The organism is Orenia metallireducens, assembly GCF_003001995.1.
Lineage (GTDB): Bacteria > Bacillota > Halanaerobiia > Halobacteroidales > Halobacteroidaceae > Orenia > Orenia metallireducens_B.
Genome location: NZ_PVNB01000037.1, coordinates 1 through 24,679 on the forward strand (window position 1 = coordinate 1; position 24,679 = coordinate 24,679).

A 24,679-nucleotide genomic window follows, 5' to 3' on the forward strand; every position below is an offset into this window, starting at 1 on the left:
ATTGTTCAAGTGATTTAATAGTATTCCCATTCTTGTACTTTTCTATGCGAAGCATTTAATATAACTCTTGTATTAACGACACTAGTGTCGTTAATCTTCTATATACTGGGGTATTAACGACGTTGGTGTCGTTAATACTACCTTTAAACAATTAACCATCTTCTGAATATATCCTTTAAAAAATTAGAATAAATCTCCATTAAATTACTTAAAATAATAAAATTACTTATAGTAAGGAAAAAGGCAATCCTTGATTGGGTTGCCTTTTATGTCTATTTATTTTCTATCTGGGCAGATACCGTATTCTTAAATAATTCTATATTATTTTAGAATATCTTTTCAAAATTAATATAATCTTCATCAAATTTAATACCAATAAATCATATCGGAAAACTATATTTTCCAAATTAGATATAAAACTCAATTAGATTAAAGTATTGACAATCAATACTTGATATACTATAATAACAAATAATGATAATCGTTCTCGTGAAACTAGGTGAATAAGTTTTAAGTTTATATCGGAAATAGAAAAATAAGTATGTAATAAGAATGAACGATATTGAATATCATTTATAAAAGGGTCAAATTATATTTATGGGGGCTGGGAGCATAAATTTTTTTAGCTATTGATGAAAACGACTATCAAAATCGACGATTGAGTTTATAGCACGATCGAATTAATTATAGTTTTTAACATAGCAGAAGAAGTAGATTGGAATCTGATATTAAGAGGTAATATTTGTGAGTGATAATGATTTTAAACTTTATTAAAAATTGATATAATTATATCTTTTACATAATTAATGGGAAAAGTAAATTTTGATTTAATATAGATAAATAGTGAAAACTAATACACTTTTGGAGGTGTAAAATTTGGATAATATTATGAGTAGTAAATTTATGGATGAAGTTTCAAATATGGCAGGAGAATTGGGTGATTCGGTGACAAATCTAGCAAAGGCGAGTATTAATAGAGAATATACTATAAAAGATATTAAAACTAATGATGAAGAACTTAAGAAATTCTTATTTACACTAGGCTGTTACGAAGGAGAAGCTGTGACTGTGATATCTGTACTTGCTGAGAATTATGTTATTACTGTGAAGGATGCAAGATATAGCATTGATAAAGATTTAGCTGAAGCTATAATTGTGTGATTTTATATTAATAAAGTTAGCTAAAGCTAATAAATGATAAAAATATGGAGGGAAGCATAAATGAGTAATCAAAGAAGTATTAAAGTGGCGCTTACGGGAAATCCCAATAGTGGAAAAACAACTTTATTTAATGCAATAACAGGTGAAATTGCACATGTTGGTAACTGGGCAGGTGTTACGATTGAGAAAAAAGAAGGAGAAATCAAGAAGAGCCTTAACAAGCAAGCTGTACAAATTACAGCAGTAGATCTTCCAGGGGCATACTCAATGTCTCCATTCACTTCTGAAGAGAATATTACAAGTGGTTTTGTAAAGAATGAAAATCCAGATGTTATTATTAATATCGTTGATGCAACCAATTTAAGTAGAAGTTTATTTTTCACAACTCAGCTTTTAGAACTAGGAATACCAGTTGTAGTTGCTTTAAATAAAAGTGATTTAACCAAGAAAAAAGGGACAACAATAGATATTAAGCAGTTATCTAAGCAATTAGGATGTCCTGTAGTTGAAACAGTAGCAACGAAAGGAAGTAATAATGGTTTAGAAGAACTTATCTCTACAGCATGTGAGGTAAGTGATAATGGTCAAAGAGCACCCTTTGATAGTACGGGTGTAGATATGACAGATAAAAAATCAGTTGAGGCTTCTGATAAAAAACGATATGAGTTTGTAAAAGGAATCGTTTCAAAGGTAGAAGATAGGAAAGTAAGTAGTAATATTCAGACTAAGCAGGATGCTGCTGATAGAATTTTAGCTCATAAATGGTTAGGTATTCCTATTTTTGCAGTAGTTATGTGGGCTGTTTTCTCAATTTCCCAAACCCATTTAGGACCACTGTTGGCAGATACCTTTGTTGGCTGGATTGATATGTTATATGTTGGTGTAGAAGGTTTACTAGGTGAAGGAGTATCACCAGTTCTTAGTTCAATACTATTAGATGGTATTATTGGTGGTGTTGGAGCTGTTGTTGGTTTCTTGCCACTTATCATGATATTGTTCTTCTTATTAGCATTACTTGAGGATTGTGGTTATATGGCTCGTGTTGCTGTTGTTATGGATCGTTTCTTTAAAAAGGTTGGTTTATCAGGGAAATCAATTATTCCTATGGTTATTGGTACAGGGTGTGCTATTCCAGGTGTTATGGCAACAAGAACGATTAAAAATGAACGACAGAGAAGAACAACTGCTATGTTAACACCTTTTATGCCATGTGGAGCCAAATTACCTGTTATCGCATTATTTGCCGGTGCATTCTTTAATGATGCAGCATGGGTAGGAACAACAATGTACTTTGTAGGTATTGCAATTATCATTCTAGGAGCTCTAGTTGTACAAAGAATCACTGGTGAGAAACATGCCAGATCATTCTTTATTATGGAATTACCTGAATATAGATTCCCAAGCATCAAAAGAGCCACTATATCCATGCTTTCTAGAGGTAAAGCATTTGTAGTCAAGGCTGGTACAATTATTCTTTTATGTAATGCTGCAGTTCAAATTATGCAAACATTTAACTGGCAATTCCAAGTTGTTGCTGAAGGTGCAGAAAATACAAGTATTTTGGCAAGTATTGCATCACCCTTTGCTCTGTTATTAGTACCATTAGGTTTTGGAACATGGCAATTAGCGGCAGCAGCAATTACTGGTTTTATAGCAAAAGAGAATGTAGTTGGTACACTAGCAGTTGTATACGGAATAACTAACTTTATTGACACGGAAGAACTTGCATTAGTAGCTGATGGATCAAATGTTGCTAGTGTTATGGGCTTAACTTCAGTAGCTGCCTTAGCATATTTAATGTTTAATCTCTTTACTCCACCATGTTTTGCTGCTATTGGAGCAATGAACTCTGAAATGGAGGACAAGAAGTGGCTATGGAGTGGTATTGCCTTTCAATTTGGTATGGGTTATACTGTTGCTTTCATTACTTATCAACTAGGAACCCTTATCACAACAGGTGCTTTAGGTAATGGTTTCGCAGCAGGCTTAATTGTTGTAGCAGCAATGATTGCCTATGTTGTACACCTCATGAAAAAAGGTGAGAAAAAAGCAGAGGCTGAGCTAGCCTTAAGTGCTTAGGAGGTGTAACTATGACAAATTTAATTGTAAGTTTAGTTATACTGGCGATAGTATGTGCTGCAATTGTAAAAATTATTATTGAAAAGAAAAAAGGAGCCAAATGTATAGGTTGTCCTTGCAGTGGTTCAGGTAATAGTAAGTCAGATAATAATAATTGTTGCAGTTAAAGGTGCTGCAAATAAGAATAACATAGATTAGTTAATAAGAGGTGATTTCTAATTAGAAATCACCTCTTATTAATATAATTTTTTTGGCAATTAAGTCTTAATATAAATAATCTCGCAATCTCTCTATTGTATTACTTTTCATACTACTACAACACAGATTAATTATAGAAAATATATAGAATTCAATTATGCTCTTGACAAAAAATAGTTGATTTATTATAATAACATATAATGAGAATCATTCTTATTTTAACAATTGAAGGGAATAATTTTTTTAAAGGTCTTTGTGAGATATCTCACACCAAGACTCTAGAGGTTAAGATATAATAAGTATAAATGATAATCGATATCATTTAACAAGGAGAGGAGGAGTCTTATGTCGATTGTGATTGTAGGAGGCGATAGGCTAGGGAATATCCCAGATAGACTAAGTAAATTAGGCTTTAAGGAGATAGAACATGTTACTGGTAGAAATTCTTATAAATTTCAATTGAGTACAGATGCAGATATGGTCTTGGTTATGACCGATTTTATCAGCCATAATCTCTGTGAGAATGTTAAATGTAAGGCTAAGTCTTGTAACGTGCCAGTTTTGTTCTGCCGTCGATCGTGGTCTTGTATCTATAAGAAGTTAGATACTTGTGGTTTTTTGAATTAAAACCGAGAATTTTTATTGGAAAACTCTATTTTTGAAATTTAGTTAAATAAACTAATTTAATTAAATCCTTGACAAAATAAGATTAGTTAACTATAATGTTAAATGTTGATAACGGGTTTCATTATACATAACTCAGATCATCTTGAATAAGATTAAAGGAAAGTATATTTTTTTATCTTGTATTGATAATGAATTTCAAAATTAAATTCAATATTGAAGAAAAGGGGGAAGATAATGAATAATAGATTTAACAGGTTATTATTAATCTTCTTTATGCTATCTGTATTAATAGTGAACTTCACTGCTGATACCTATGCAGCTACTTGGCATGATGTTACAGAGGATATTGAAATTAGGATTAATAAAGGGCTTGAACTTTACAAAAAAGGTGATGTAGAAGGGGCTAAAAAGAGCATTACCGATGCTTACTTTATTCCTTTTGAAGGAGAAGAGATGGAGCAGGCAATTCAACGTTACATAGGTGGACAGAATGCTTTCAAGGTGGAGTATATGTTCAGTCAGATTAAGAAGTTGATGGATAAGGGAGCTAGTCAACAGGAGGTGCAAGCCTTGGCAGACATGCTACTAAAAGAGTTAGATCTCTATGCTACAAGCTTAAATGAGCTGGCACCTAGAGAAAATGACAGTCCTTTGGCTAAATTTATTTACTCCTTTATGATTATTGTCAGAGAAGGCTTTGAAGCAATCTTGGTTATTAGTGCTATCCTAGCCTATTTAATCAAGTCTGGTAATGAAGATAAGGCTAAGACGGTATACAATAGTACAATCGTGGCTTTAGTAGCAAGCGTTTTGACAGCATTTTTATTCAAGTATGTGTTCCATATTAGTGGATTAGGTCAAGAGTTATTAGAAGGAATTACGATGTTACTAGCAATGGTAGTACTATTCTCAGTTAGTTTCTGGTTAATCAGTAAGGTAGAGGCTAAGAAGTGGGAAGAGTATATCCAAGGTAAGGTTAAAGACTCTTTAGCTACAGGAAACAGTTGGGCTTTATGGTCAGCAGTATTTTTAGCAGTTTATCGTGAGGGGGCAGAGACAGTTCTCTTCTACCAAGCATTATTTGCTAAGACTGATAAGAGTGCTTATGGTATGATTGGCTTAGGATTCTTAGTAGGTTGTGTGGCTTTGGCAATTATCTATATGATAGTGAAGAAAGGAAGTATGAAGCTACCACTTAAACCGTTCTTCATAGTAACTAGTGGATTGCTTTATTATCTTGCCTTTGTATTTGCAGGTCAGGGAATGAGAGAATTACAAGAAGCTTCTATTCTAGGGGCGACCAGAATTGATGGATTACCAACTATAACTTGGTTAGGAGTTTATCCAACCTGGCAGACCTTAAGCTTGCAAGTACTATTAGTTATAGCAGCAATTATTGGATTAATCTATTCCTTTAAGGGCAATGAGCAAGTAGCTTAAATAAATTATAAATTAAAATTTTGGAGGGGTTAAGATGAAATTAAGAAAATCTATGTTGACTTTTGTGATGGTAATGGCTTTATTAGCAAGTGTAGCAGTTAATACATATGCATTTACAGAGTATCCAATTGGAGAAGCAAAGGAAGTTAATCATATGCAGATTGCAGCAGTATACTTCCAATCAGTGCCGATGGAACCAAGTGACAAGGCTGGTTTGGCTGTAAATAAATCTGACCTTCATATCGAAGCAGATATCGCTGCACTATTAGGTAATCCATATGGTATTCCTTTTGGAGCATGGGTTCCATATTTGACAGTAGATTATAGATTAGAGAATGTAGAGACTGGTGAAGTACAAGAAGGTACTTTCATGCCAATGGTAGCTAGTGATGGACCTCACTATGGTGCTAATGTTAAGATGATGGGGATTGGTAACTATAAACTTACTTACATTATCCATTCACCAGCTAAGCAAGATTTCTTACAGCATGTTGATAAAGAGACAGGTGTAGATAAGAGATTCTGGAAGAAGCCTATCAAAGTTGAGTGGGACTTCACTTATACAGGAAACATTTAATCAACTATAATAGACTAGCCCCAGGTTTTGGAAATTAAACCTGGGGATTTAGTCGTTTATGAAGGGAGTGTTAATTATGTTAGAAATTTTGGTCTTGACCCTAAGGGATAGTTTAGAGTTAGCAATTTTAAGTGGATTATTATTTGGCTTTATCTATAAGATTGAGAGGAAGAGATTAGCTAATTATGGTTATGGTGGATTATCTTTAGCTTTGCTATTCAGTGCTTTATTGGTTTATTCACTAAATCATCTTAGGATTGCTAAGGAGATTGAAATCTTCTTGTCCTTTACTGGATTTGTGCTAACTATAGTGATGATTGGGTGGGTCTGTTATCAAAGTAACAAATATAGAAGAAATTCTGCTAACAGCGATAAATTACAGATAGAGAGTTCTTTATTCTCAGAGATTATGGTCTTCTTATTTACTTTATACTTAGGAGTAAAGTTTGAAACAAGATTATTCTTATTTCCAAAAAAGATGGCAGAGAGTGAGATGTTGACAACTGGGATTAATACTGCTTTATTATTACAGTATTTTGGTGGGGTTTTAGGGATTATCTTAGGTATAGCTTTTGCCTTTACCTTGATTAAATCTCATAAGAAATTTACAGTAGTAGGTAGTCGTAATTTAATAGTTTTAATTTATTTGATTAATTTAGTACGCTTAAGTATTCTAGCATTTTATGGATTTATAGTTAAGGGTATTATTATAGCTACTCCAAAGATGATTTCTAAATTGGCTCCATTTTATAATAATATCGAGAGATTTTTCTATATTTTAGTAGGAGTAATAGTTATTTCATTACTTATCAACCTATTTAAGAAGGAAGGATTACCAGAGCTTAAAGAGCTAAATTCTGCTGAAGCACGAAAGATTAAAGCAGAGCTTAAGAATAAAGTTTTTTGGGCTAAGACTGGGATAGGGGTATTATTATTATGTATAGCCTTACTAGGAGTAAATTATATCTATGCTAATCAGGAGATAGAGCTCGTTCCTGCTATAGCAATTCAGCTAGAGGATGGTCAATTTATAATTTCTAAAGCAGATTTAGAGGATGGAGAGATACACCGTTATTCTTATCAGACAGAAAGGGGTACATTAATTAAATTCTTCTTAATCAAGAAGACAGATGATGCTTATGGTGTAGTCTATGATGCCTGTGAAATCTGTGGAGTGGCAGGATATTATCAACGTGATGATGAGGTGGTCTGTAAGCGCTGTGATGTAGTGATGAATAAGATGACAATCAACTTCCCAGGAGGATGTAATCCGATTCCGCTACCTTATGGAGTTGATCATGATAGTATTAGAATTAAGCTTGAAGATTTATTAGAAAGAGAGGATTTCTTTGCAAAGTAGGAGGTGTAAATTATGTTAATCAGAATGTTAAAAAGTTCTTTTACTAGAGGGATTAAATCTAAATTATTGGCTATTTTAGCTATAACCTTTGGAGCATCCTTGGCTACAGCGATGTTGAGTGTATCCTTGGATGTTGGTGATAAGATGAATCAAGAGTTGAAATCTTATGGTTCCAATATAGTTGTAGTTCCAGAATCAGAGTCTTTGCCAGTAGAAATTGATGGTGTTGATTTCAATGCCCATGGAGTTGATAAGGATTATATTGCTGAGGAGGATGTTGCGGCAATAAAGGTAATCTTTTGGCGCCACAATATAGTAAACTTAGCCCCATATCTAAAGGCTAGTGCAAGGGTTGATGGAGAACAGATACCGGTAATAGGTACTTGGTTTGATGACGAGATTAGGATACCTACAGGAGAGAAGTTCAGGTTTGGAGTCAAGGAGATTAAATCTTGGTGGAAGATAGATGGAAGTTGGATTAAAGATGGTCAGAATAAGAATCAAGCAATGATTGGTGAAAAATTAGCTAATAAGTTTGATTTACAGGTAGGTGACACTATTAATCTAGACTTTGCTAATGGAGCAGAGATAGTTAACAGTGGAGTCAAAGTTGCTGGAATTATCGATAGTGGTGATGAGGCAGAACGGCAGATTTATTTACCCTTAGATTTTTTACAGGAAGTAATTGGGTTAGAGGATAAGGTAGATAAGATAGAGGTTAGTGCCTTGACTACACCAGTCAATGATCTAGCAAGAAAGGCTCAAGCAGACCCAGAGGCCTTGAGTGCTGAAGAGTTTGAGACTTGGTATTGTACAGCTTATGTTAGTTCTATAACCTTCCAGATAGAAGAGGCAATCCCTGGAGTCGTAGCCAAGCAGGTTCGCCAGATTTCAGAGTCTGAAGGGAAGGTATTAAATAAGATTCAGCTATTAATGTTATTAGTAACTATAGCTGCACTAATTAGTTCTGGACTGGGTATTTCTAGTATTATGACTACTAAGGTGCTAGAACGTAAGAAGGAGATTGGATTATTGAAGGCGATTGGTGCTAGTGATTTTGCAGTGATAGCATTATTTGTGATTGAGATTGTAGTGGTTGGTATTGTTGGTGGCGGATTAGGCTATTTGTTAGGTATAGGCTTTGCAGGATTGATTGGTCAACAGGTCTTTGGGATGGCTATTGCTGTTAAATTGATAGTAATGCCCTTTATTTTATTATTGGCAAGTGTAGTAGCCTTGTGTGGTAGTATTTCTCCATTGAGGATTGCACTAAAATTAGAACCTGCTGAAGTATTACACGGTTAGAGGAAGTGATCTTATGAAAAAGTGGAAGATGTTCTTGAGAATGATATCTCAAGCATTAAAAGAGAGAAAATCAAGGGTTGCTATTGTATTTTTTGCTATAGTGGTTGGAATTGGAGTAATCTCAGCTCTATTTAGTGTTTATTATGATATCAATATCAAGATGAGTAAAGAACTGAGGACTTATGGAGCAAATCTGGCTTTAAAACCTAATTCAGATCAAGCTCAAAACCTTTCTTTAAATGAATTAGAGAGAGTGATTGCAGAGTTTAGTCAAGAAGAGCTAGTCGGTTATCGCCCTAATCTCTACGGGATAGCTGAGGTAGAATCACAGGTTTCTGTCTTTAAAAGCAACAAGCCTGTTGTTTTGGTAGGAACTTGGTTTGATCAAATTGATAAGATCAATCCCTATTGGCAGATTGAAGGTGAACTATCTATAAATCATGATATAAAGGATGAAGTAGTAATTGGACGAGATGTGGCTGAGAAGTTGGGCTATGATATCGGTGATAAGCTGAAGCTGGCTACAGAGAACACTTGGGGCAGTGAAGAGTTTTTAGTAACTGCTATAGTAGAGACTGGTGATGATGCAGATAATCGTATCTTCTTGAATCTAGGGGTAGTTGAAAGATTATTGGCTAAAGAAGGACAGCTTAATACAGCATACCTTAGTGTAATAAGCAAAGGGGAAGATTTAAAAGAGAAGGCAGCTAAGATAAATCAGAAGTTATCTGGGGTAGAGCTAGAGACCATTCAAAAGATTGCTAGTTCTGAAGGTAAGGTCTTAGATAAGATTAAATCATTAATGTATTTAGTAGTAATGGTAATCTTACTCTCTACTTTATTGTGTGTATCGACAACGATGATGACAATAGTAGCTGAACGTAAAGAGGAGATTGCCTTAAAGAAGGCTTTAGGTGCTGAGAATCAGGATGTAATCATCGAATTTCTGACAGAAGCGATTATCTTAGGTGGAATCGGTGGTTTAGTAGGTTATGGTTTAGGATTTGTAGGAGCACAGTTGATTGGTAAGAGTGTCTTTGACTCAGCTATCTCCTTTAGGAGTATGGTGATGACCTCTTCCTTTATCTTATCGATTGTAGTCTCCTGTATAGCATCTACTTTACCAGTAAGTAGAGTGGTAGATATTGATCCAGCAGTTACATTGAAAGGTGAATAGGTAGTTAGATAGTTAGGTAGTTAGGTTTTACTAACCCCTAACCATCTATTTCCTAACTCCAAATTATATTTATAAATAGTGAGGTGTTAAAGATGGGTTTAATTACATTAGAGAATGTATCAAAGATTTATGATGGTGATGTACGGGCATTAGACGATGTGAGTTTAGAGATAAAGCATGGTGAATGGGTCTCTATTATGGGACCTTCTGGTTCTGGAAAGAGTACTATGTTAAATCTGATTGGCTGTATGGATACTCCTAGTAAGGGAGTAGTTAAGATAGATGGAATTGATATCTCTAAGCTGAATAAGAAAGAGCTTACAAAAGTTAGAAGAGAGAAGATTGGATTGGTCTTTCAACAATTTCATTTAGTCCCTTATCTGACTGCTGTAGAGAATGTAATGGTAGCTCAATATTATCATAGTATGGCTGATGAAGAGGAAGCATTAAAGGCTTTAGAGCGAGTAGGTTTAGGGCATCGGGCAAATCACCTTCCTAAAGAGTTATCTGGAGGGGAGCAACAAAGAGTCTGTATTGCTAGAGCATTGATTAACTATCCTAAACTGATTTTAGCCGATGAACCTACTGGTAATCTAGATAAAGAGAATGAACAGATAGTAGTAGATTTATTTGAGGAGCTACATAGGCAAGGACACAGTATCTTGATGGTAACCCATGATCCTAAAGTTGGTCAGTTGGCACAAAGACAGATTATTTTAGAGCATGGGAAGAAGTTGGAGAGTAATAAGTAATAGCTTAAGATTAAGTATAAGTATAAGTAAGTTAAGGTATTAAGATAAGTGTTTTACTTAGGCTTAGTTTTAGACTCATACTTACTTGTAAAGGAGGTTATTAAAATGAAGAGATTATCAAATATATTTTTGATTTTAGCCTTAGTATTAGGATTGATGAGTAGTCCATTAGTAGCGGCTAGTAACTATCGTGATGGTAGCTATATCGGCTATGTCCCAGATAAGCATGGTGATGTAGTTATCGAAGTAACGATAGCCCAAGGGAGAATTGATCAAGTGGAGATTATCAATCCTATAAAAGGCGAGAATTATCCTAGTAAAGAGGCAATAAAATTCTTTAGACAATTTCCTCAAGAGGTGATAGCTAAGCAATCTACAGAGGTTGATCTAATCTCTGGAGCAACAAAGAGCTATAATCAATATAGAGAGGCTACAAATATAGCTTTAGCCATAGCTTCTGGAGGGTATAATGAGAACTTATATTATGGGATTGCCAAGGATTATGAGGATCATGGCTATGTCTTATTAGAGGTGGCAGTTGATAAAAAGATGATTAAAAAGGTAGAGATTATTCCGGCTCATGATGAGAAAAAAGAAGAATTAGCAGGAGATAAGGGTTTTAGATATCCCTACTATCCTGCTAAAAAGTTATATAATGATTTTCCTAAGGTAGCAGTTCAACAACAATCTACAGATATAGATATAGTCTCTGGTGCTACTGTTAGTACTGATGCCTATAATGCTGCTTTAAAGCAAGCATTAGAGCAGGCAGGATTAGACCTATAAAACTTTGAAGTAATCCGATATATCGGATTACTTTTTTTATAATAAAAAATTATTGCTATTAATAATAATATATATTTAGAATGTTAAATTTAAGTTAATCTTAGCAATTATACAAGGAAATTATTCCTTCAGGTATAATTAGTAATAGTATCTAATATGGATAAATAAAATTAGAATTTTAGTAAAAGGAGTGATATCAATGAAACTAAAGATTAGAAATAAATTATTAATCAGTTTTGGGATAGTAATAACTCTAATGGTTATAATGGGGTCAAGTTATTTTTATTTATCTCAGGAAATAAGGGAGATTACTAGTGAAAATGATAAATTAACAGAAGGACTTATGTTTATTAAAGAGAAAGAAATTGATCATCTAGAATGGGTTGCTGAGTTGAAGAATGTTTTTATTTTTGGTAAGGAGTTTGAAGGTGAGTTAGATCATACTGAGTGTAGTTTTGGAAAATGGTATTATAGCTTTATGGAATCTGATGATTATCAAAAGCTTCCTCGAGAAATTAAAGAGATATTGGCAAAGATAGAAGAGGCTCATAGCAATCTACATCACTCAGCTTCAGAAATAACCGATCAATATGATGTGCTCTCTACGGCTACCTCTGATGCTAATAAAGTTGCAATAGAAATTTATAAGAATAAGACTAGTAAATATCTAACTCAACTACAGGGTTTATTCAAAGAATATCAAGATTTTTTAAATAAAGAGACCACAAAAAATATGCTTTTAGTTCAACAGAGAAAGAAATCTATTGACTTAACAATAATGATCTTAATTATTTCAGCAATAGTTATTGCTACAGTTCTTGCCTTATTTACTAGTAAAAATATTACTGCTCCTTTGGCAAAGGCGGTAGAATTTGCAGACCAGATTGCTCATAAGAATTTAAATCTAAAAGAGTTACATATTAAATCTAAGGATGAAGTGGGAGAATTGGCTGATTCTCTGAATAATATGTATAATAACTTAAAAGAGATGATAAGGGAGTTATTGGAGATAGTTAAGAGCTTATCTACATATAGTGAAGAATTGCATGCTTCTGCACAAGAGGGTGATGCTACTATTGATTCTAACAATCAATTAATTGAGCAAATGTCTGCCAGTATTCAAGAGATTGCAGCTAGCACTGAAGAGGTTACTAGCTTTGCAGAAGAGTCTAGTGTTAAGACTGAAGTAGGTAATAAGGATATTAAAAAGACAGTAAGTAGCTTACAGGAGATTAGTCAAGAAGTTAGGGAGACTGTCAAGGCAATCAGTAAATTAGATAATAACTCTAGGGAAATTGCCCAAATAGTTGGACTAATTACTAATATAGCTAAACAGACAAACTTATTAGCTTTAAATGCTGCAATTGAAGCAGCTAGGGCAGGAGAGAATGGACAGGGCTTTGCTGTGGTAGCTGAAGAGATTAGAGAGTTAGCAGAAGAGACTTCACAGGCGACAGAGGATATAGCTAAATTAGTGAAAGAGACTCAAGATAAATCAGCTATTGGTTTAGAAGCTATTAAAAGAGTTGAGAGTAAGGTAGAAAAGGGAGAAACTGTTGCTCAAAAGGCAGGAGAGGTATTTAAAGAGATTCAAGAAGCTAGTGAAGAGACTGTGGTTCATTTAGAACAGACAGCAGCTTCTACACAGACTTTATCTGAAAATAGTGATGATATAGTGAATATTTCTCAAGAGGTAAGCAATATGTCAGCTGAAGTTACAACATCATCAGAGAATTTAGCTATTATGGCTCAAAAATTACAGAGTTTAATAGAAAAATTTGAAGTATAGATTATTATCCTAAATTAAAGAATAGATCAATGCATAATTTATGGTCAGAGTAATAGTTTAATAATATGGGAATCGACATATATTCCCAAGAGTCACTGAGAATGAATTTTATTTTCAATAAAATGTTATTAATGATAATCATTGACTTCTAGAATAGGATTTATTATAATATTATTAGTACAAATGAGAATGATTTTTATTCTGCTTTGTGATTATTCTCATATTAACTACTCTGTAGCAGTAGTATAATGGTTATGTAGTACCTTTAGAGGTACTTTAATTTGAACACATGATAATGATTTTTATTTTAGTTATCAATATATTAAGAATAAGTATTTAATTAAAAGGGGGATATTAAGATGACTTTAGCTGATGTTAAACGTGGAGATAAGTTCCAAATTGATTTGATTCCTGATGAGATGATTAGAGCTCAAGCAATGAGATTTGGAATTTCGGAAGGTTCTAGTGTAGTTTGTGCAGAGAAAATACCAGGAGGTCCAGTGATCTTAAAGAGAAATTTACAAGAGATTGCAGTTGGAAGAAGGTTAGCACAAAAGATTAGAGTAAAGTAGAGAATAAAAATGACATTTATTTTGGTCATTTTCACCTACGAGTTTAAAAAAACTTTTCGTAATTATAAAATTTTCTTTAAAGAGTAGAAATTTTATTTCTGTAACACGAAGGGTTCAAAGAACCCAGAGTTGATTTTAAATTTAATAGTAAGTCGTAAATATAAAAATAATTGTTAAGTAACGGGAGGAAGCTATATAATGGATTGTTGTAATATAAGCCACCAGATCGATATACCAGAAGGTGCCAAAAAGATCGTATTAGCAGGAAATCCGAATGTAGGAAAATCGATCTTCTTTAATTCTTTTACGGGAATTTATGTCGATGTATCTAATTATCCAGGGACTACTTTGGATATTAGTTCTGGAAAGTATAAGGATGATGTAGTTATCGATACCCCAGGTGTTTATGGAGTATCTTCCTTTAATGATGAAGAGATTGTAGCTAGAGATGTAATTGCTTCAGCAGATGTAGTAGTAAATATCGTTGATGCAGTTCATTTAGAACGGGATCTGTTCTTAACTCAACAGATTATCGATATGGGTATCCCAGTATTGGTAGCCTTGAATATGATGGATGAGGCTCAAAAGAGTGGGTTGGAGATAAATGTTGATACTTTAAGCCAAAAGCTAGGAGTACCAGTGATTCCAACGACTGCCATTAGAGGTGATGGATTAAGTGAAGTAAAAGAGGCTGTCTGGACTGCTAAGGTAGGAAATAGTAGCTTAAAGTTAGAAGATGAGCTAGAAGATGTGAAGTTTAAAGGGGCTAGTAGATCAGAGTCACTATTGATCTTAGAGGGGGATCCACATGTAGCAGAAAAGTATAGTACTGAACCTTTGGAGTATAGAGAGACTATCTATAGAGACCGTCGTGAGCGAGTAAATGAGATTGTTGATAAGGTAGTTACTGAAACAAATGAAGGAACGAGTTTGAGAACCACTATAGGGAGATTGATGCTAAGACCAATAACAGGAATTCCGATGTTATTATTGGCTCTATATGCCTTATATCAGTTTGTTGGAGTATTTATTGCTCAAACAATTGTTGGAATTACAGAAGAGACTATCTTTATTAATACTTATGAGCCTTTTATTAGAGGAGTTATCCATAATATAGTTGAGCCTGGTTCATTGACCAGTCAGTTGTTGGTGGGAGAGTTTGGACTATTGACGATGGCTATTACTTATACCTTTGGTTTATTACTTCCACTAGTTGTTGGTTTTTATTTCTTCTTGGCTATCTTAGAGGATTCGGGATATTTGCCAAGGATTGCAGCTTTAGTTGATAGAATGTTGACATCTTTAGGATTGAATGGTAGAGCGGTAATCCCGATGTTATTAGGCTTTGGTTGTGTAACTATGGCTACCATTACCACTAGATTGTTAGGTTCTAAGCGTGAGCGGATTATTGCAGTCTTCTTATTAGGATTAGCAATTCCTTGTTCTGCACAGCTAGGGGTTATTGCAGGATTGATTGCTCCATTAGGTGCTAAGTTCTTTATTGTCTATGTGGCAGCTATCTTTGCAGTTTATGTGCTAGCAGGAACCTTCTTAAACAAGATATTACCTGGTGAATCTACAGATTTATTGATCGATTTACCACCACTTCGTCTGCCAAGATTGAGTAATGTTATGCAAAAGACCTTTATTAAGTCCAAATCGTTCATTAAAGAGGCAGGACCTATTTTTGCAGTTGGTGCAGTAGCAATTACTTTAATGCAAGATTTTGGAATTTTAGAGGCTATTCAAAATGCAGTAGCACCAATAACTGTAGGATGGTTAGAGCTACCTAAAGAAACTGCTACAGCATTTATTATGGGAATTGTTCGTCGTGACTTTGGTGCAGCTGGCTTAACTGACTTGGCAATGACACCGGCTCAGACTACAGTAGCTTTGATTACAATTACATTATTTGTACCATGTATTGCAGCAATGTTGATTATGATTAAAGAGAGAAGCTGGAAAGAGAGTATTTATATCTGGTTTGGTAGCTGGATTACAGCCTTTGTGACAGGTGGTATTGTAGCTAAAATATTGTCGTTATTTTAATAGAGTGTAAGTGAGAGTGTGGGTGTGAGTAGACTACTTAGAGTTAGCTCAGTGCTCACACTTTTTTTATTAATATAGGTTTATAAGTGAGAATTAATGAGTGTATAGCTACATTTTTCACTTTAAAAAGTGAGTAAAATTATTAAAATATTTTTCGGGAAAGCTTATCAGCTTTTTTCCCGAGTGTTTTTTGCCATTGCCGCAAAAGTCACCAAAAAGTCTAGAAAAAATTCAACTCACTCAGCAATCAAAATAATGAGTATTATCACTTATTAGACTCTCTAAATCAAAATTTCATGATACTCTAAATCCTAGCTCAATTTTTGCTTCGTTCAAACAGAAATTTTTTTCGGCTTAAAAACCCTAAAATCTTTTTAATTGTAAATTCAAAAGTGTCGCATTATCATTATATACCGACATATTTAAATTCTAAAATAAGAGGTGATCAAAAAGTGAAATGTAATACAGATAAAAAGATAAGAGTCTGCTCGGAATGTGGGTATGAAGTCAAGGATAAATCGGTAATTCGTTGTCCAAGATGTTTTAAGATATTATTGAAGAAGTGTTCTGAGTGTGATGGATGTGGAATATAAAAGGATTTAGACCTAGGTCTAAATCCTTTTATATTTTTAATAGCTTAAAGTAGATAAAAATTGAAATCTTTAACTGCTAAAGATATAATAGCAGTTAATAGAGCTTGAAAAGGGAGATGTGAGATGAGAAAGGTTGATTTAAATAGTGATTTAGGAGAATCCTATGGTAGATATAGTTGTGGAAATGATTATGAAGTTATTAAAAGAATCAGTTCAGCTAATATTGCCTGTGGCTTTCATGCTGGCGACCCAGTGGTGATGGAAAAGACGGTCAAATTTGCTTTAGAGGAAGGAGTAGCAATTGGAGCCCATCCAGGACTACCTGACTTAATGGGCTTTGGGAGAAGAAGGATGGAGGTTAGTTTAGAGGAAGTACGAGCCTATCTAATTTATCAAGTTGCTGCCTTAGATGGATTTGTAAAGACCTTAGGTGGGAAGTTACAGCATGTTAAGCCACATGGTGCCTTATATAATATGGCAGCTAGTGATTATAATTTGGCTAGGGCTATAGCAGAGGCTATTTATAACCTTAACAGTGAGTTGGTTCTAGTAGGATTGGCCAATTCTGAGCTAATTAAAGCTGCTGAGGATGTAGGTTTAAGAACAGCTAATGAGGTCTTTGCAGATAGGGCTTATACCAGCGATGGGAAGCTACTTTCTAGAAGAGAAGTGGGAGCAGTAATTGAAGATGGTAATGTAATAGCTAAGCGGGTCTTAAAGATGATAGTAGAGAATAAGGTTGAAACAATTACAGGTGAAGAAATTGAAATTAAGGCAGATACTATCTGTGTTCATGGAGATACTGAAGCTGCGTTAGCTTTAGTGGAGCAGATTAATCAGACTTTAGATGAGAATGATATAGAAGTAGCACCATTTTTATAGAAGGGAGTTGATTTTATGAGAGAGCAGTTAGAGTATTTTCCTGCCAGTGATAACTCAATACTCGTCAAATTTGGAGATGAGATAAAAAAAGAGATTAATCAAGAGATTCAGGTAATGCTACACCTGTTAGAAAAAGAAGCAATAGCAGGTGTAATAGAGTATATCCCTAGCTATACTAAGCTAATGATAGTTTATGACCCATTGACTATGGATTATGATGATTTAGTAGCTAAATTAAAAGAATTAGAAGATAGAATGGATACTTTCTCTACACCTTCTACTAAAATAATTGAAATCCCAGTTATGTATGGTGGAGAATATGGTCCAGATTTAGAAGCAGTAGCTAAGTATAATAATTTGAGTACTGAAGAAGTAATCAAGATACATAGTAGTAGGGATTATTTGATTTATATGTTGGGATTTACGCCAGGCTTTCCTTATTTAGGTGGAATGTCAAAGAAGATTGCTACACCAAGGTTGAAGAAGCCTAGAAAGAAGGTTCCTGCTGGAAGCATAGGGATTGCTGAGCAGCAGACTGGAATTTATCCAATCAGTAGTCCTGGAGGCTGGCAGATAATAGCTAGGACTCCTATAAAATTATTTGATCCTCACCGGAAAGTTCCCTTTTTATTAGAGGCAGGAGCCTATCTTAGATTCATACCAATTAGACCAGAAAAATTTGAATGGATTGAGAAGAAAGGAGGTTTCAAATGGGGAGTTTGATAGTTAATAAGCCAGGTCTATTGACCACTGTCCAAGACCAAGGGCGCTATGGATATCAACGTTATGGGATGCCAGTAGCAGGAGCAATGGACTCCTATGCCTTTCAAATTGCTAATTTATTAGTAGGCAATGAACGAAGTGCTCCAGCTTTAGAGCTTACACTTTTAGGTCCAGAAATTATTTTTGAGGATAGCTTTCGGATTGCAATTACTGGTGGTGAATTGGGTGCTGAAATAAACGGTAAGAGAATCTATTCATGGTCTTCAGTAAAGATTAATTCTGGAGATAGATTGACCTTTAAAGGAGCTCAACAGGGGTGTAGAGCTTATTTGTCAGTTTCAGGGGGAATAGAGGTTGAAGAGGTAATGGGGAGTTCTTCTACTTATTTGCGAGGTCAACTAGGTGGCTATCTGGGAAGAAGCTTAAAGTCTGGTGATTCTTTAAAGATAGTAGATACTAATAAAGGAGATTTTTCTGGAATTATTAAAGTACCCACTGAGTATCTTCCTGAATATAAGGATAAATCTCAAATTAGAGTAGTCAAAGGTCCCCAGTTTAATCGTTTCTCTCAAAGTGAGATCGATAAGTTCTTTAATAGTAAATATCTGATTTCAACTCAATCAGATAGAATGGGCTATAGGTTGGAAGGAGCTAGAATTTCTCATCAGCAATCTTCAGATATAATCTCTGAAGGGATATCACTTGGAGCAATTCAAATACCTGGTGATGGACAACCGATAATAATGATGGTTGATCATCAGACTACTGGTGGTTATACTAAGATTGCTAATGTGATTTCAGTTGATATAGCTACTTTGGCCCAGATGAAGCCTAGTGAGGAGATTTCCTTTTCTATGATAGATATTAAAGAAGCCCAGAGCTTTTATCATCAAAGGGAGGCTATGATTAGGGAGTTAGAGCAGATGATTAATAAAATTTATCTTATTTATAATTGAAGGTAGGATTATAATTTTTGAATTACCACTCTTTTATCAATACAATATATTTAAAAGGAGAAGAACACTTCCTGTTGGAAATGTTCTTCTAAATAATATATATTTATAAGATTCTTAGATAAGGGGCAAATAAAGTCTTAATATAAGCTAATAATTGAAATTGAACCTTCAGGATCATTAGCTGGAGTTTGATTATAGTATCCACTTACCTCTTCACCATCAACCTCTTGATATTCAGGCTCTCCTTCATTAGCTACCAATACTTTGCTGCCATCGGGAGTAAAGGTTAGCATATCAGGTAGATAGCCTACTTCAATATCTGTAATCAGTTTTTCATTTTCAGTATCAAAGAACAATACTTTACCTCTATTAGTGGCTGGATTTTCTGCAGGAACAGCGATAGCAGCTAATCCTCCAGCAGGATGAACAGCAACACAGGTTACATCATCTGCACTAAATCCATTCAATTGATCTGCGAGGTCACTGATTCTAATTCTTGAATCATCATTTTCTGTATAATTGTCCACACTTCCTGCGGTTAAATTTGAGATATCTACAATATCTAATGATTTTTTATCCCCATTGACTAAAAGTAACTTTTGAGTCTTATAATCATAATTTACTATCTCTGCTCCACCTTCATCAAACTCTGAGCCTGTAGTATATCTACCACTTAAATCTAAAGTACCATCTGTATTTACTTCAAAAATAACTACAGTCCCAGAGATTTCGTAGGAGACCAATAAAAGGGGTTTATCTATTGGAGAGTGATTTGCTGATACGAATTTGATTCCTTCAGGTCCTAAATCGCCAGCATTATTATTTTTCATCTGAGTTTCAGTTGCTTCCAGATCTCTGGTATCATTATTATAGCTCATATAGGCTGGAGAGTGTGGGTTGCTTACATCATAAACCATAACTCCCCCGATCTTTTCAAGACCAATAAAGGCAAAAACTTTAGTTCCAACCCTTCCTACATCGATACCTTCAGGCGAAGGACCACTGTTATCACTTTCTTTTTCAGCTTTCATCTCTTCATCATTGTTATCTAGGTTAAACTTCGTATAATCATTGTCAACATATTCTGCAACTTTCTGTTCAATTTGATCTCCACTATCATATACTTGCTCTGCATCTTTATCCCAGATTGAGAATGATCTAGCACCAAAGGCATATAAATTTTCATGGTTGCCGTCATTATCATCGTCTCCAAGATATTTATAGATGCCTAGCTTACCTACCTTCTCTTTATCGGAAAAATCACTTGCGTTTGTTACACTTGAGTCCATAGCTACATCCTCTGCATCTAATTCATCATCAGTATCACCAACCCATAAGTCTTCTCCTTCATTGGCTGTAAAGATATAATCTACTCCATCAATATTAAAATAGGCGATTGAATCAGGTTGATAGATTCCATATAGATTTTGGTAAGTTGTAATATTGATCTGCTCATCTTTATGACTGGCATCAAGTCCATTTCCAGCTTGACCATGATCTTTAAATCCTAAGCCTACAACTTTGATTATCTCTTGACTTTCAATATCAACGACTGCTACTGCATTATTCTCCTGTAAAGTAACCCAAGCAGTCTTAGAATCAGCAGAGATAGCTATGTATTCAGGTTCATAACATTTTGCAGCAGAGGCTGCATTGGGATGGATTAAAATACTATCTTCATTTTCAGTAGTAACACCTGTAAAAGTAGCCTGTTTAGGGTTAGGTGTAAGGTTATTTAAATCAGGCTCTTTATTGGCTATAAAATTAATATCACCTGACTCTTTGGATACTGTTCTACTTTCAGGATTAAACCAATAGTTATCTTTAGCAGGTGTTATTAAATTATTATCTTTAAGACCTGACTTACTCCATTGTCCATTTTGATTGGTTTTAGCAGTACCATCAGCATTGCTGAAATTCAAGATAACACCTTCTACTCCAGTATCTTCAGAATCGATAATCTCACCAGAGACTGAATAGCTGCTGCTATCAGTACTATCATCGTTATCACTACATCCTACTAATGTGATTAGACCTAAAATTATTAATGATATCATTAATAATTTTTTGCAATTAATCTTCATAATTCAACACTCCTTCTTATTGATTTTTAGTCTCTATCAACTATTCTAAATTTTATTGTAGGTAGTCTCCCCTCATAAAGTTGATAAATCCTCTAAATTTTATAAGCTTATATAGAAGACTCTATTTTATATTATTCCAAATTTAGGTTAAGGACTTATTAAGACTTTATTAAGAAAAGGTTAAAGTTAAGGTGATAAACCTTAATCAGCTTGGTATTTAATAATAATTTAAGTATCTATATTGTTATTAAATTATCCAGTTTATTACTAATATTTACTTCTTTAATTTGAGAATCATTTACGGTAAAATTAATAGTGAACAGGGAAGAAAACCTACATAGGAGGAGGGAAATGATGAAAAGAATCGCAGTAATAGTCGTAGCCTTAGTCATAGTATTAAATACTGCAACAGTCTTTGCTAATGACCAAATCGGTATGGGGTTTGATTATATGAAGTTAAATTATAAGTATAATGACAACCTAGAGCAGAATATGGAAGCAAAGCAGGTGCGTGGTTCCTTTAGATTTACTGATGAGCTGGCTTTAGAAGCTGATTATTCCTTTGGTGGATATAATAATTATATCGATTCAGATTTTCAAAATATCGGTTTAGCTTTAAAGAAGGACTTTAATATTATCCCAGATACTAAGCTTTATGTTGGTGTTGGGGGTATTTACTCCAACTTTAAAACTGACTTCTTTAACCAAGAATTATTCACTATTGAAAACAAGAGTGCAAACCTATTATTTGGTCTAGAAAGGGATTTAACTGATAGAATTGGATTCTTTATAGATGGGGAGTATGGTTTAGCTGGTGATTATACTGTATCTTCACCATTATTAGAGGATAACAGTGAGTTTGAAGGTAATAGCTTAACTGACTATGAAATCAATAGTAATTATTCTTTAGAAACTGGATTGACCTTTGCCTTAGCAGAAGATTTAACTGCTAAAGTTGGCTATAGAATCAAACAAGAGAATCTTAAAAATAAAGCTTTTAGTGTGAACCTAGATACTCAAGACAGTAACAATATCCTCGATAGCTATAATATCACAGATATTGACCGTCTGACTCAAGGTGTATTTATAGGCGTTGAAACTAGATTTTAAGAAGTAGTGACTATTAATAGTCACTACTTTTTTTATACATAAGGTATTTTGCTATTAAAAGTATAGTCAGCCAACCACCTACCCACCTAACACCCAAAACGTCGCAATAGGCTATAGTCTAAAATTTAATTATGTAAAATTTAACTTAACAAGGTATAATCTAACAATTAATGGAGATGATAATCTATCAATGATGGTAATAATTACAAGATAAAAAGAAAGTAAGGTAATCTGCATATGTTAAAGCAAGAAGATGGTTTTACCTTGGTGGAAGTAATGATGGTGATTGCAATTATTGGGATTCTAGCCTCACTATCCTTTCCAAAGTTCAAGGCTTATCTTGAATATTTGGAGTTAGCTACTGCTACTAACAAATTAGTTATGGACTTACAGTGGGCAAGGCAGCAAGCTATTATTAAAAAGGTTAAATATGGAGTTGTATTCTATCAAGCTGACAATAAATATCAGATTATTAAGGATGAGGCTGTTAAGCAGATAATTAAAGAGGTAGACTTAAAGGAGAGTAAGGTCAAGCTAGGTAAGATAAGTTTTTATTATAGTGATGGTAAAAGTACTGGTCAAACAGCAGTCTTCTTCAAAACTCTTGGTAATATTGATGGAGGGAATGGGAGTGTAGAGCTAGTGAAGTTAGGCTATGGTACTAAGAAGATAATATTTTCTTCAAATGCAGGAGAATTGAATGTAGAGTAGGTGATGATTTGTGGATTATAATCTTAATGATGAAGCTGGGTTTACGATGATTGAACTCTTGGTAGCTCTCTCAATTTTAACGATGATATTACTTCCTTTAACCAAGCTGCTGATTGATAATAGCACTAAGATAATCGAGGCTAAGCAGTTAACTATAGCTACTAATTTAGCCAGATTAAAGCTAGAAGAGGAGAGAGCTAAGGTTTTTGGAGATATTAATAGTAGAGCTTTAGCTGAGATAGGAGAAGGTGGCTTTACTAATTATAAGTATTTAGTTGAGGTTGATAGTATTGAAACAGAGGTTAAAGAGATTATAGTAAAGGTTTATTTTAAAGAGACCCTTAGAGCTGAATTAATTACTTTTATAAGGGATGTTTAGGAGGAAAAGATGATAAGGTTAAGAGATGAGAGGGGATATACACTGATAGAGCTGATGTTTGTTATAGTAATTCTAGGGATGGTAACGTCTTCATTATATTTAGTCAAGGAGAATATTTATAATACTTGGAGGTTTAATAAGCTAGAGTCTGTTTTAGAGCAGGAATTGAGGATAAGTTTGAATATGGTAGTTACTAATCTACAACAGGCTAAATTTATAAAGACGTTTAACAATAATCCTGCTTCTAAAATTGCCTATATAGATCAAAAAGGAGAGAAGAGAGTAATTTATTATAGAGCAGGAGGTGGTCTCTGCTTAGATTATGACTACAATATTATCAGTAATAAGGTCAATTCTTTTGATTTAAGGCGTGTAGGTAACCTCTTATATATTACTTTAAAGATTGAAGATAAGGGCAAAGAAGAGTTATTAAAAACAGCAATCAAGATTAGAGCTGAACAATTATAATATTTGAACTGGGTGATAATTATGATGGTCAAAGAGGATGGATATGCTTTATTTCTTGTTTTAATAATTTTAACGATCTTTGCTCTTCTCTTTCCAGCGGTATTAAGGCTGACTATAACTGAATTTATGATTGCTAAGAACTATCAAGAGAGTATAAGCGATTATTACCTAATAGAGGGGATAGTTGATCTAGGAGTTAGCGAGGCTTATAATGGTTTAGATAAGTTGGAGTATATTAGTCAGGCAAATTTACAACTTTTATGTAATAATGAGAAGTCTCTAGAAATAATAGATAGTAGCAATCATAAGCTAACAGTTAAATATAAAATACTAGAGATAGTCGACGAGAGCAGTAAGGTTAATATCAATATAGCTAGTAAAGAGATGTTAGCCTCCTTAGATGAAATAGGAGAGAGTATAGCAGAGGATATTATTGCTAAAAGGGACTTTAATACTATAGAAGAGTTATCTCAAGTCAGTGGAATAGGTAATGCTGGTGGTGAATCTGAGAGTAAGACTTACGAGAATATAAAGGATGATGTTACTGTTAGATCAGATGGAAGGATAAATATAAATACTGCCTCTAGTTCGGTCTTAAAATCCTTAAGTAATATTGGTGATACTTTATTTGATAATATCAAGTCAAGTAGACCCTTTGCTAATAAAATTGATATTAAGAGTGTTGATGGAATTGGGGATGTTATCTACTCTAATTTAGAGAATAAAATCAAAGTAACTTCACATAATTTTAAAGTGAGATTAGAAGTAAGTATTGAGGATAAAGAAATTAAGAGGGAGATAACAAGATTTATAGAGTTAAAGTGATTGAATTGTAATATTTACATATAGTTTTATCTTTAAAGCAAATTCTAAAATTATATAAAGGTGGGGCAAATAAACT

The 24,679-nt window shown here is 34.0% G+C and carries 24 protein-coding genes; 23 read left to right on the forward strand and 1 reads right to left on the reverse strand.

Features of this window, described 5'->3' with window-relative positions; all coding sequences use genetic code 11:
* Positions 1 to 888: 888 nt before the first annotated feature.
* From BX659_RS16895 to BX659_RS16975, 18 genes are all read left to right on the forward strand, one after another.
* The gene (locus BX659_RS16895; protein ID WP_258176156.1) at positions 889 to 1,161 is read left to right on the forward strand and encodes a FeoA family protein; all 273 of its coding nucleotides are present in this window, start codon (positions 889 to 891) and stop codon (positions 1,159 to 1,161) included.
* 78 nt (positions 1,162 to 1,239) lie between these two features.
* On the forward strand, positions 1,240 to 3,240 hold the full coding sequence (gene feoB / locus BX659_RS16900; RefSeq protein WP_097019194.1) for a ferrous iron transport protein B: 2,001 nt from the start codon (positions 1,240 to 1,242) through the stop codon (positions 3,238 to 3,240).
* An 11-nt stretch (positions 3,241 to 3,251) separates the two neighbouring features.
* Entirely contained in the window at positions 3,252 to 3,407 is a 156-nt protein-coding gene (locus tag BX659_RS16905; protein ID WP_097019151.1) for a FeoB-associated Cys-rich membrane protein, read from the forward strand.
* Positions 3,408 to 3,783: 376 nt separating this feature from the next.
* On the forward strand, positions 3,784 to 4,065 hold the full coding sequence (locus BX659_RS16910) for a DUF2325 domain-containing protein (RefSeq protein WP_097019152.1): 282 nt from the start codon (positions 3,784 to 3,786) through the stop codon (positions 4,063 to 4,065).
* Between the two features lie 234 nt (positions 4,066 to 4,299).
* Complete coding sequence (locus tag BX659_RS16915) at positions 4,300 to 5,505, forward strand: FTR1 family iron permease (protein ID WP_097019153.1); 1,206 nt, start codon at positions 4,300 to 4,302, stop codon at positions 5,503 to 5,505.
* A gap of 34 nt (positions 5,506 to 5,539) precedes the next feature.
* Positions 5,540 to 6,082 (forward strand): iron transporter, encoded by a 543-nt coding sequence (locus tag BX659_RS16920; protein WP_097019154.1) that lies wholly within the window; start codon positions 5,540 to 5,542, stop codon positions 6,080 to 6,082.
* A gap of 76 nt (positions 6,083 to 6,158) precedes the next feature.
* Positions 6,159 to 7,442 carry a DUF2318 domain-containing protein gene (locus tag BX659_RS16925; protein WP_172431983.1) on the forward strand — a complete coding sequence of 428 codons (1,284 nt, stop codon included), beginning with the start codon at positions 6,159 to 6,161 and terminating at the stop codon, positions 7,440 to 7,442.
* 12 nt (positions 7,443 to 7,454) lie between these two features.
* Positions 7,455 to 8,747 (forward strand): ABC transporter permease, encoded by a 1,293-nt coding sequence (locus BX659_RS16930; RefSeq protein ID WP_097019156.1) that lies wholly within the window; start codon positions 7,455 to 7,457, stop codon positions 8,745 to 8,747.
* 13 nt (positions 8,748 to 8,760) lie between these two features.
* Positions 8,761 to 9,924: an ABC transporter permease gene (locus BX659_RS16935; protein WP_097019157.1), complete on the forward strand. Its 1,164-nt coding sequence runs from the start codon at positions 8,761 to 8,763 to the stop codon at positions 9,922 to 9,924.
* A gap of 92 nt (positions 9,925 to 10,016) precedes the next feature.
* Positions 10,017 to 10,676: an ABC transporter ATP-binding protein gene (locus tag BX659_RS16940; RefSeq protein WP_097019158.1), complete on the forward strand. Its 660-nt coding sequence runs from the start codon at positions 10,017 to 10,019 to the stop codon at positions 10,674 to 10,676.
* Positions 10,677 to 10,781: 105 nt separating this feature from the next.
* Entirely contained in the window at positions 10,782 to 11,462 is a 681-nt protein-coding gene (locus BX659_RS16945) for an FMN-binding protein (RefSeq protein ID WP_097019159.1), read from the forward strand.
* Positions 11,463 to 11,661: 199 nt separating this feature from the next.
* Positions 11,662 to 13,251, forward strand: a complete 1,590-nt coding sequence (locus tag BX659_RS16950; RefSeq protein ID WP_097019160.1) for a methyl-accepting chemotaxis protein — start codon at positions 11,662 to 11,664, stop codon at positions 13,249 to 13,251.
* 359 nt (positions 13,252 to 13,610) lie between these two features.
* Positions 13,611 to 13,823: a FeoA family protein gene (locus BX659_RS16955; protein WP_097019161.1), complete on the forward strand. Its 213-nt coding sequence runs from the start codon at positions 13,611 to 13,613 to the stop codon at positions 13,821 to 13,823.
* Positions 13,824 to 14,021: 198 nt separating this feature from the next.
* Positions 14,022 to 15,872, forward strand: a complete 1,851-nt coding sequence (feoB, locus tag BX659_RS16960) for a ferrous iron transport protein B (protein ID WP_097019162.1) — start codon at positions 14,022 to 14,024, stop codon at positions 15,870 to 15,872.
* A gap of 452 nt (positions 15,873 to 16,324) precedes the next feature.
* Positions 16,325 to 16,465, forward strand: coding sequence for a hypothetical protein (locus tag BX659_RS19165; RefSeq protein WP_172431984.1), 141 nt, complete (start codon positions 16,325 to 16,327; stop codon positions 16,463 to 16,465).
* 123 nt (positions 16,466 to 16,588) lie between these two features.
* Complete coding sequence (locus tag BX659_RS16965) at positions 16,589 to 17,347, forward strand: LamB/YcsF family protein (protein WP_097019163.1); 759 nt, start codon at positions 16,589 to 16,591, stop codon at positions 17,345 to 17,347.
* Between the two features lie 15 nt (positions 17,348 to 17,362).
* Positions 17,363 to 18,070: a 5-oxoprolinase subunit PxpB gene (gene pxpB, locus BX659_RS16970; protein ID WP_097019164.1), complete on the forward strand. Its 708-nt coding sequence runs from the start codon at positions 17,363 to 17,365 to the stop codon at positions 18,068 to 18,070.
* Positions 18,058 to 19,026, forward strand: coding sequence for a 5-oxoprolinase subunit C family protein (locus tag BX659_RS16975; RefSeq protein ID WP_097019165.1), 969 nt, complete (start codon positions 18,058 to 18,060; stop codon positions 19,024 to 19,026). The genes pxpB and BX659_RS16975 overlap by 13 nt, the downstream gene beginning before the upstream one ends.
* Before the next feature lie 137 nt (positions 19,027 to 19,163).
* Here BX659_RS16975 and BX659_RS16980 read toward each other — a convergent pair whose 3' ends face one another.
* Positions 19,164 to 21,110 (reverse strand): choice-of-anchor I family protein, encoded by a 1,947-nt coding sequence (locus tag BX659_RS16980; RefSeq protein ID WP_097019166.1) that lies wholly within the window; start codon positions 21,108 to 21,110, stop codon positions 19,164 to 19,166.
* A 354-nt stretch (positions 21,111 to 21,464) separates the two neighbouring features.
* On the opposite strand from BX659_RS16980, the gene BX659_RS16985 reads away from it, so the two are divergent.
* The 5 genes from BX659_RS16985 to BX659_RS18845 all read left to right on the forward strand — a co-directional run bounded on the left by BX659_RS16985 (position 21,465) and on the right by BX659_RS18845 (position 24,603).
* Entirely contained in the window at positions 21,465 to 22,220 is a 756-nt protein-coding gene (locus BX659_RS16985) for an outer membrane beta-barrel protein (protein ID WP_181186457.1), read from the forward strand.
* A 237-nt stretch (positions 22,221 to 22,457) separates the two neighbouring features.
* Positions 22,458 to 22,931 carry a pilus assembly FimT family protein gene (locus tag BX659_RS16990; RefSeq protein ID WP_097019168.1) on the forward strand — a complete coding sequence of 158 codons (474 nt, stop codon included), beginning with the start codon at positions 22,458 to 22,460 and terminating at the stop codon, positions 22,929 to 22,931.
* 10 nt (positions 22,932 to 22,941) lie between these two features.
* Positions 22,942 to 23,310, forward strand: coding sequence for a type IV pilus modification PilV family protein (locus BX659_RS16995; RefSeq protein ID WP_097019169.1), 369 nt, complete (start codon positions 22,942 to 22,944; stop codon positions 23,308 to 23,310).
* Between the two features lie 9 nt (positions 23,311 to 23,319).
* Positions 23,320 to 23,778, forward strand: coding sequence for a PilW family protein (locus tag BX659_RS17000; RefSeq protein ID WP_097019170.1), 459 nt, complete (start codon positions 23,320 to 23,322; stop codon positions 23,776 to 23,778).
* A gap of 21 nt (positions 23,779 to 23,799) precedes the next feature.
* Positions 23,800 to 24,603, forward strand: coding sequence for a helix-hairpin-helix domain-containing protein (locus tag BX659_RS18845; protein WP_143786684.1), 804 nt, complete (start codon positions 23,800 to 23,802; stop codon positions 24,601 to 24,603).
* Positions 24,604 to 24,679: the final 76 nt, after the last annotated feature.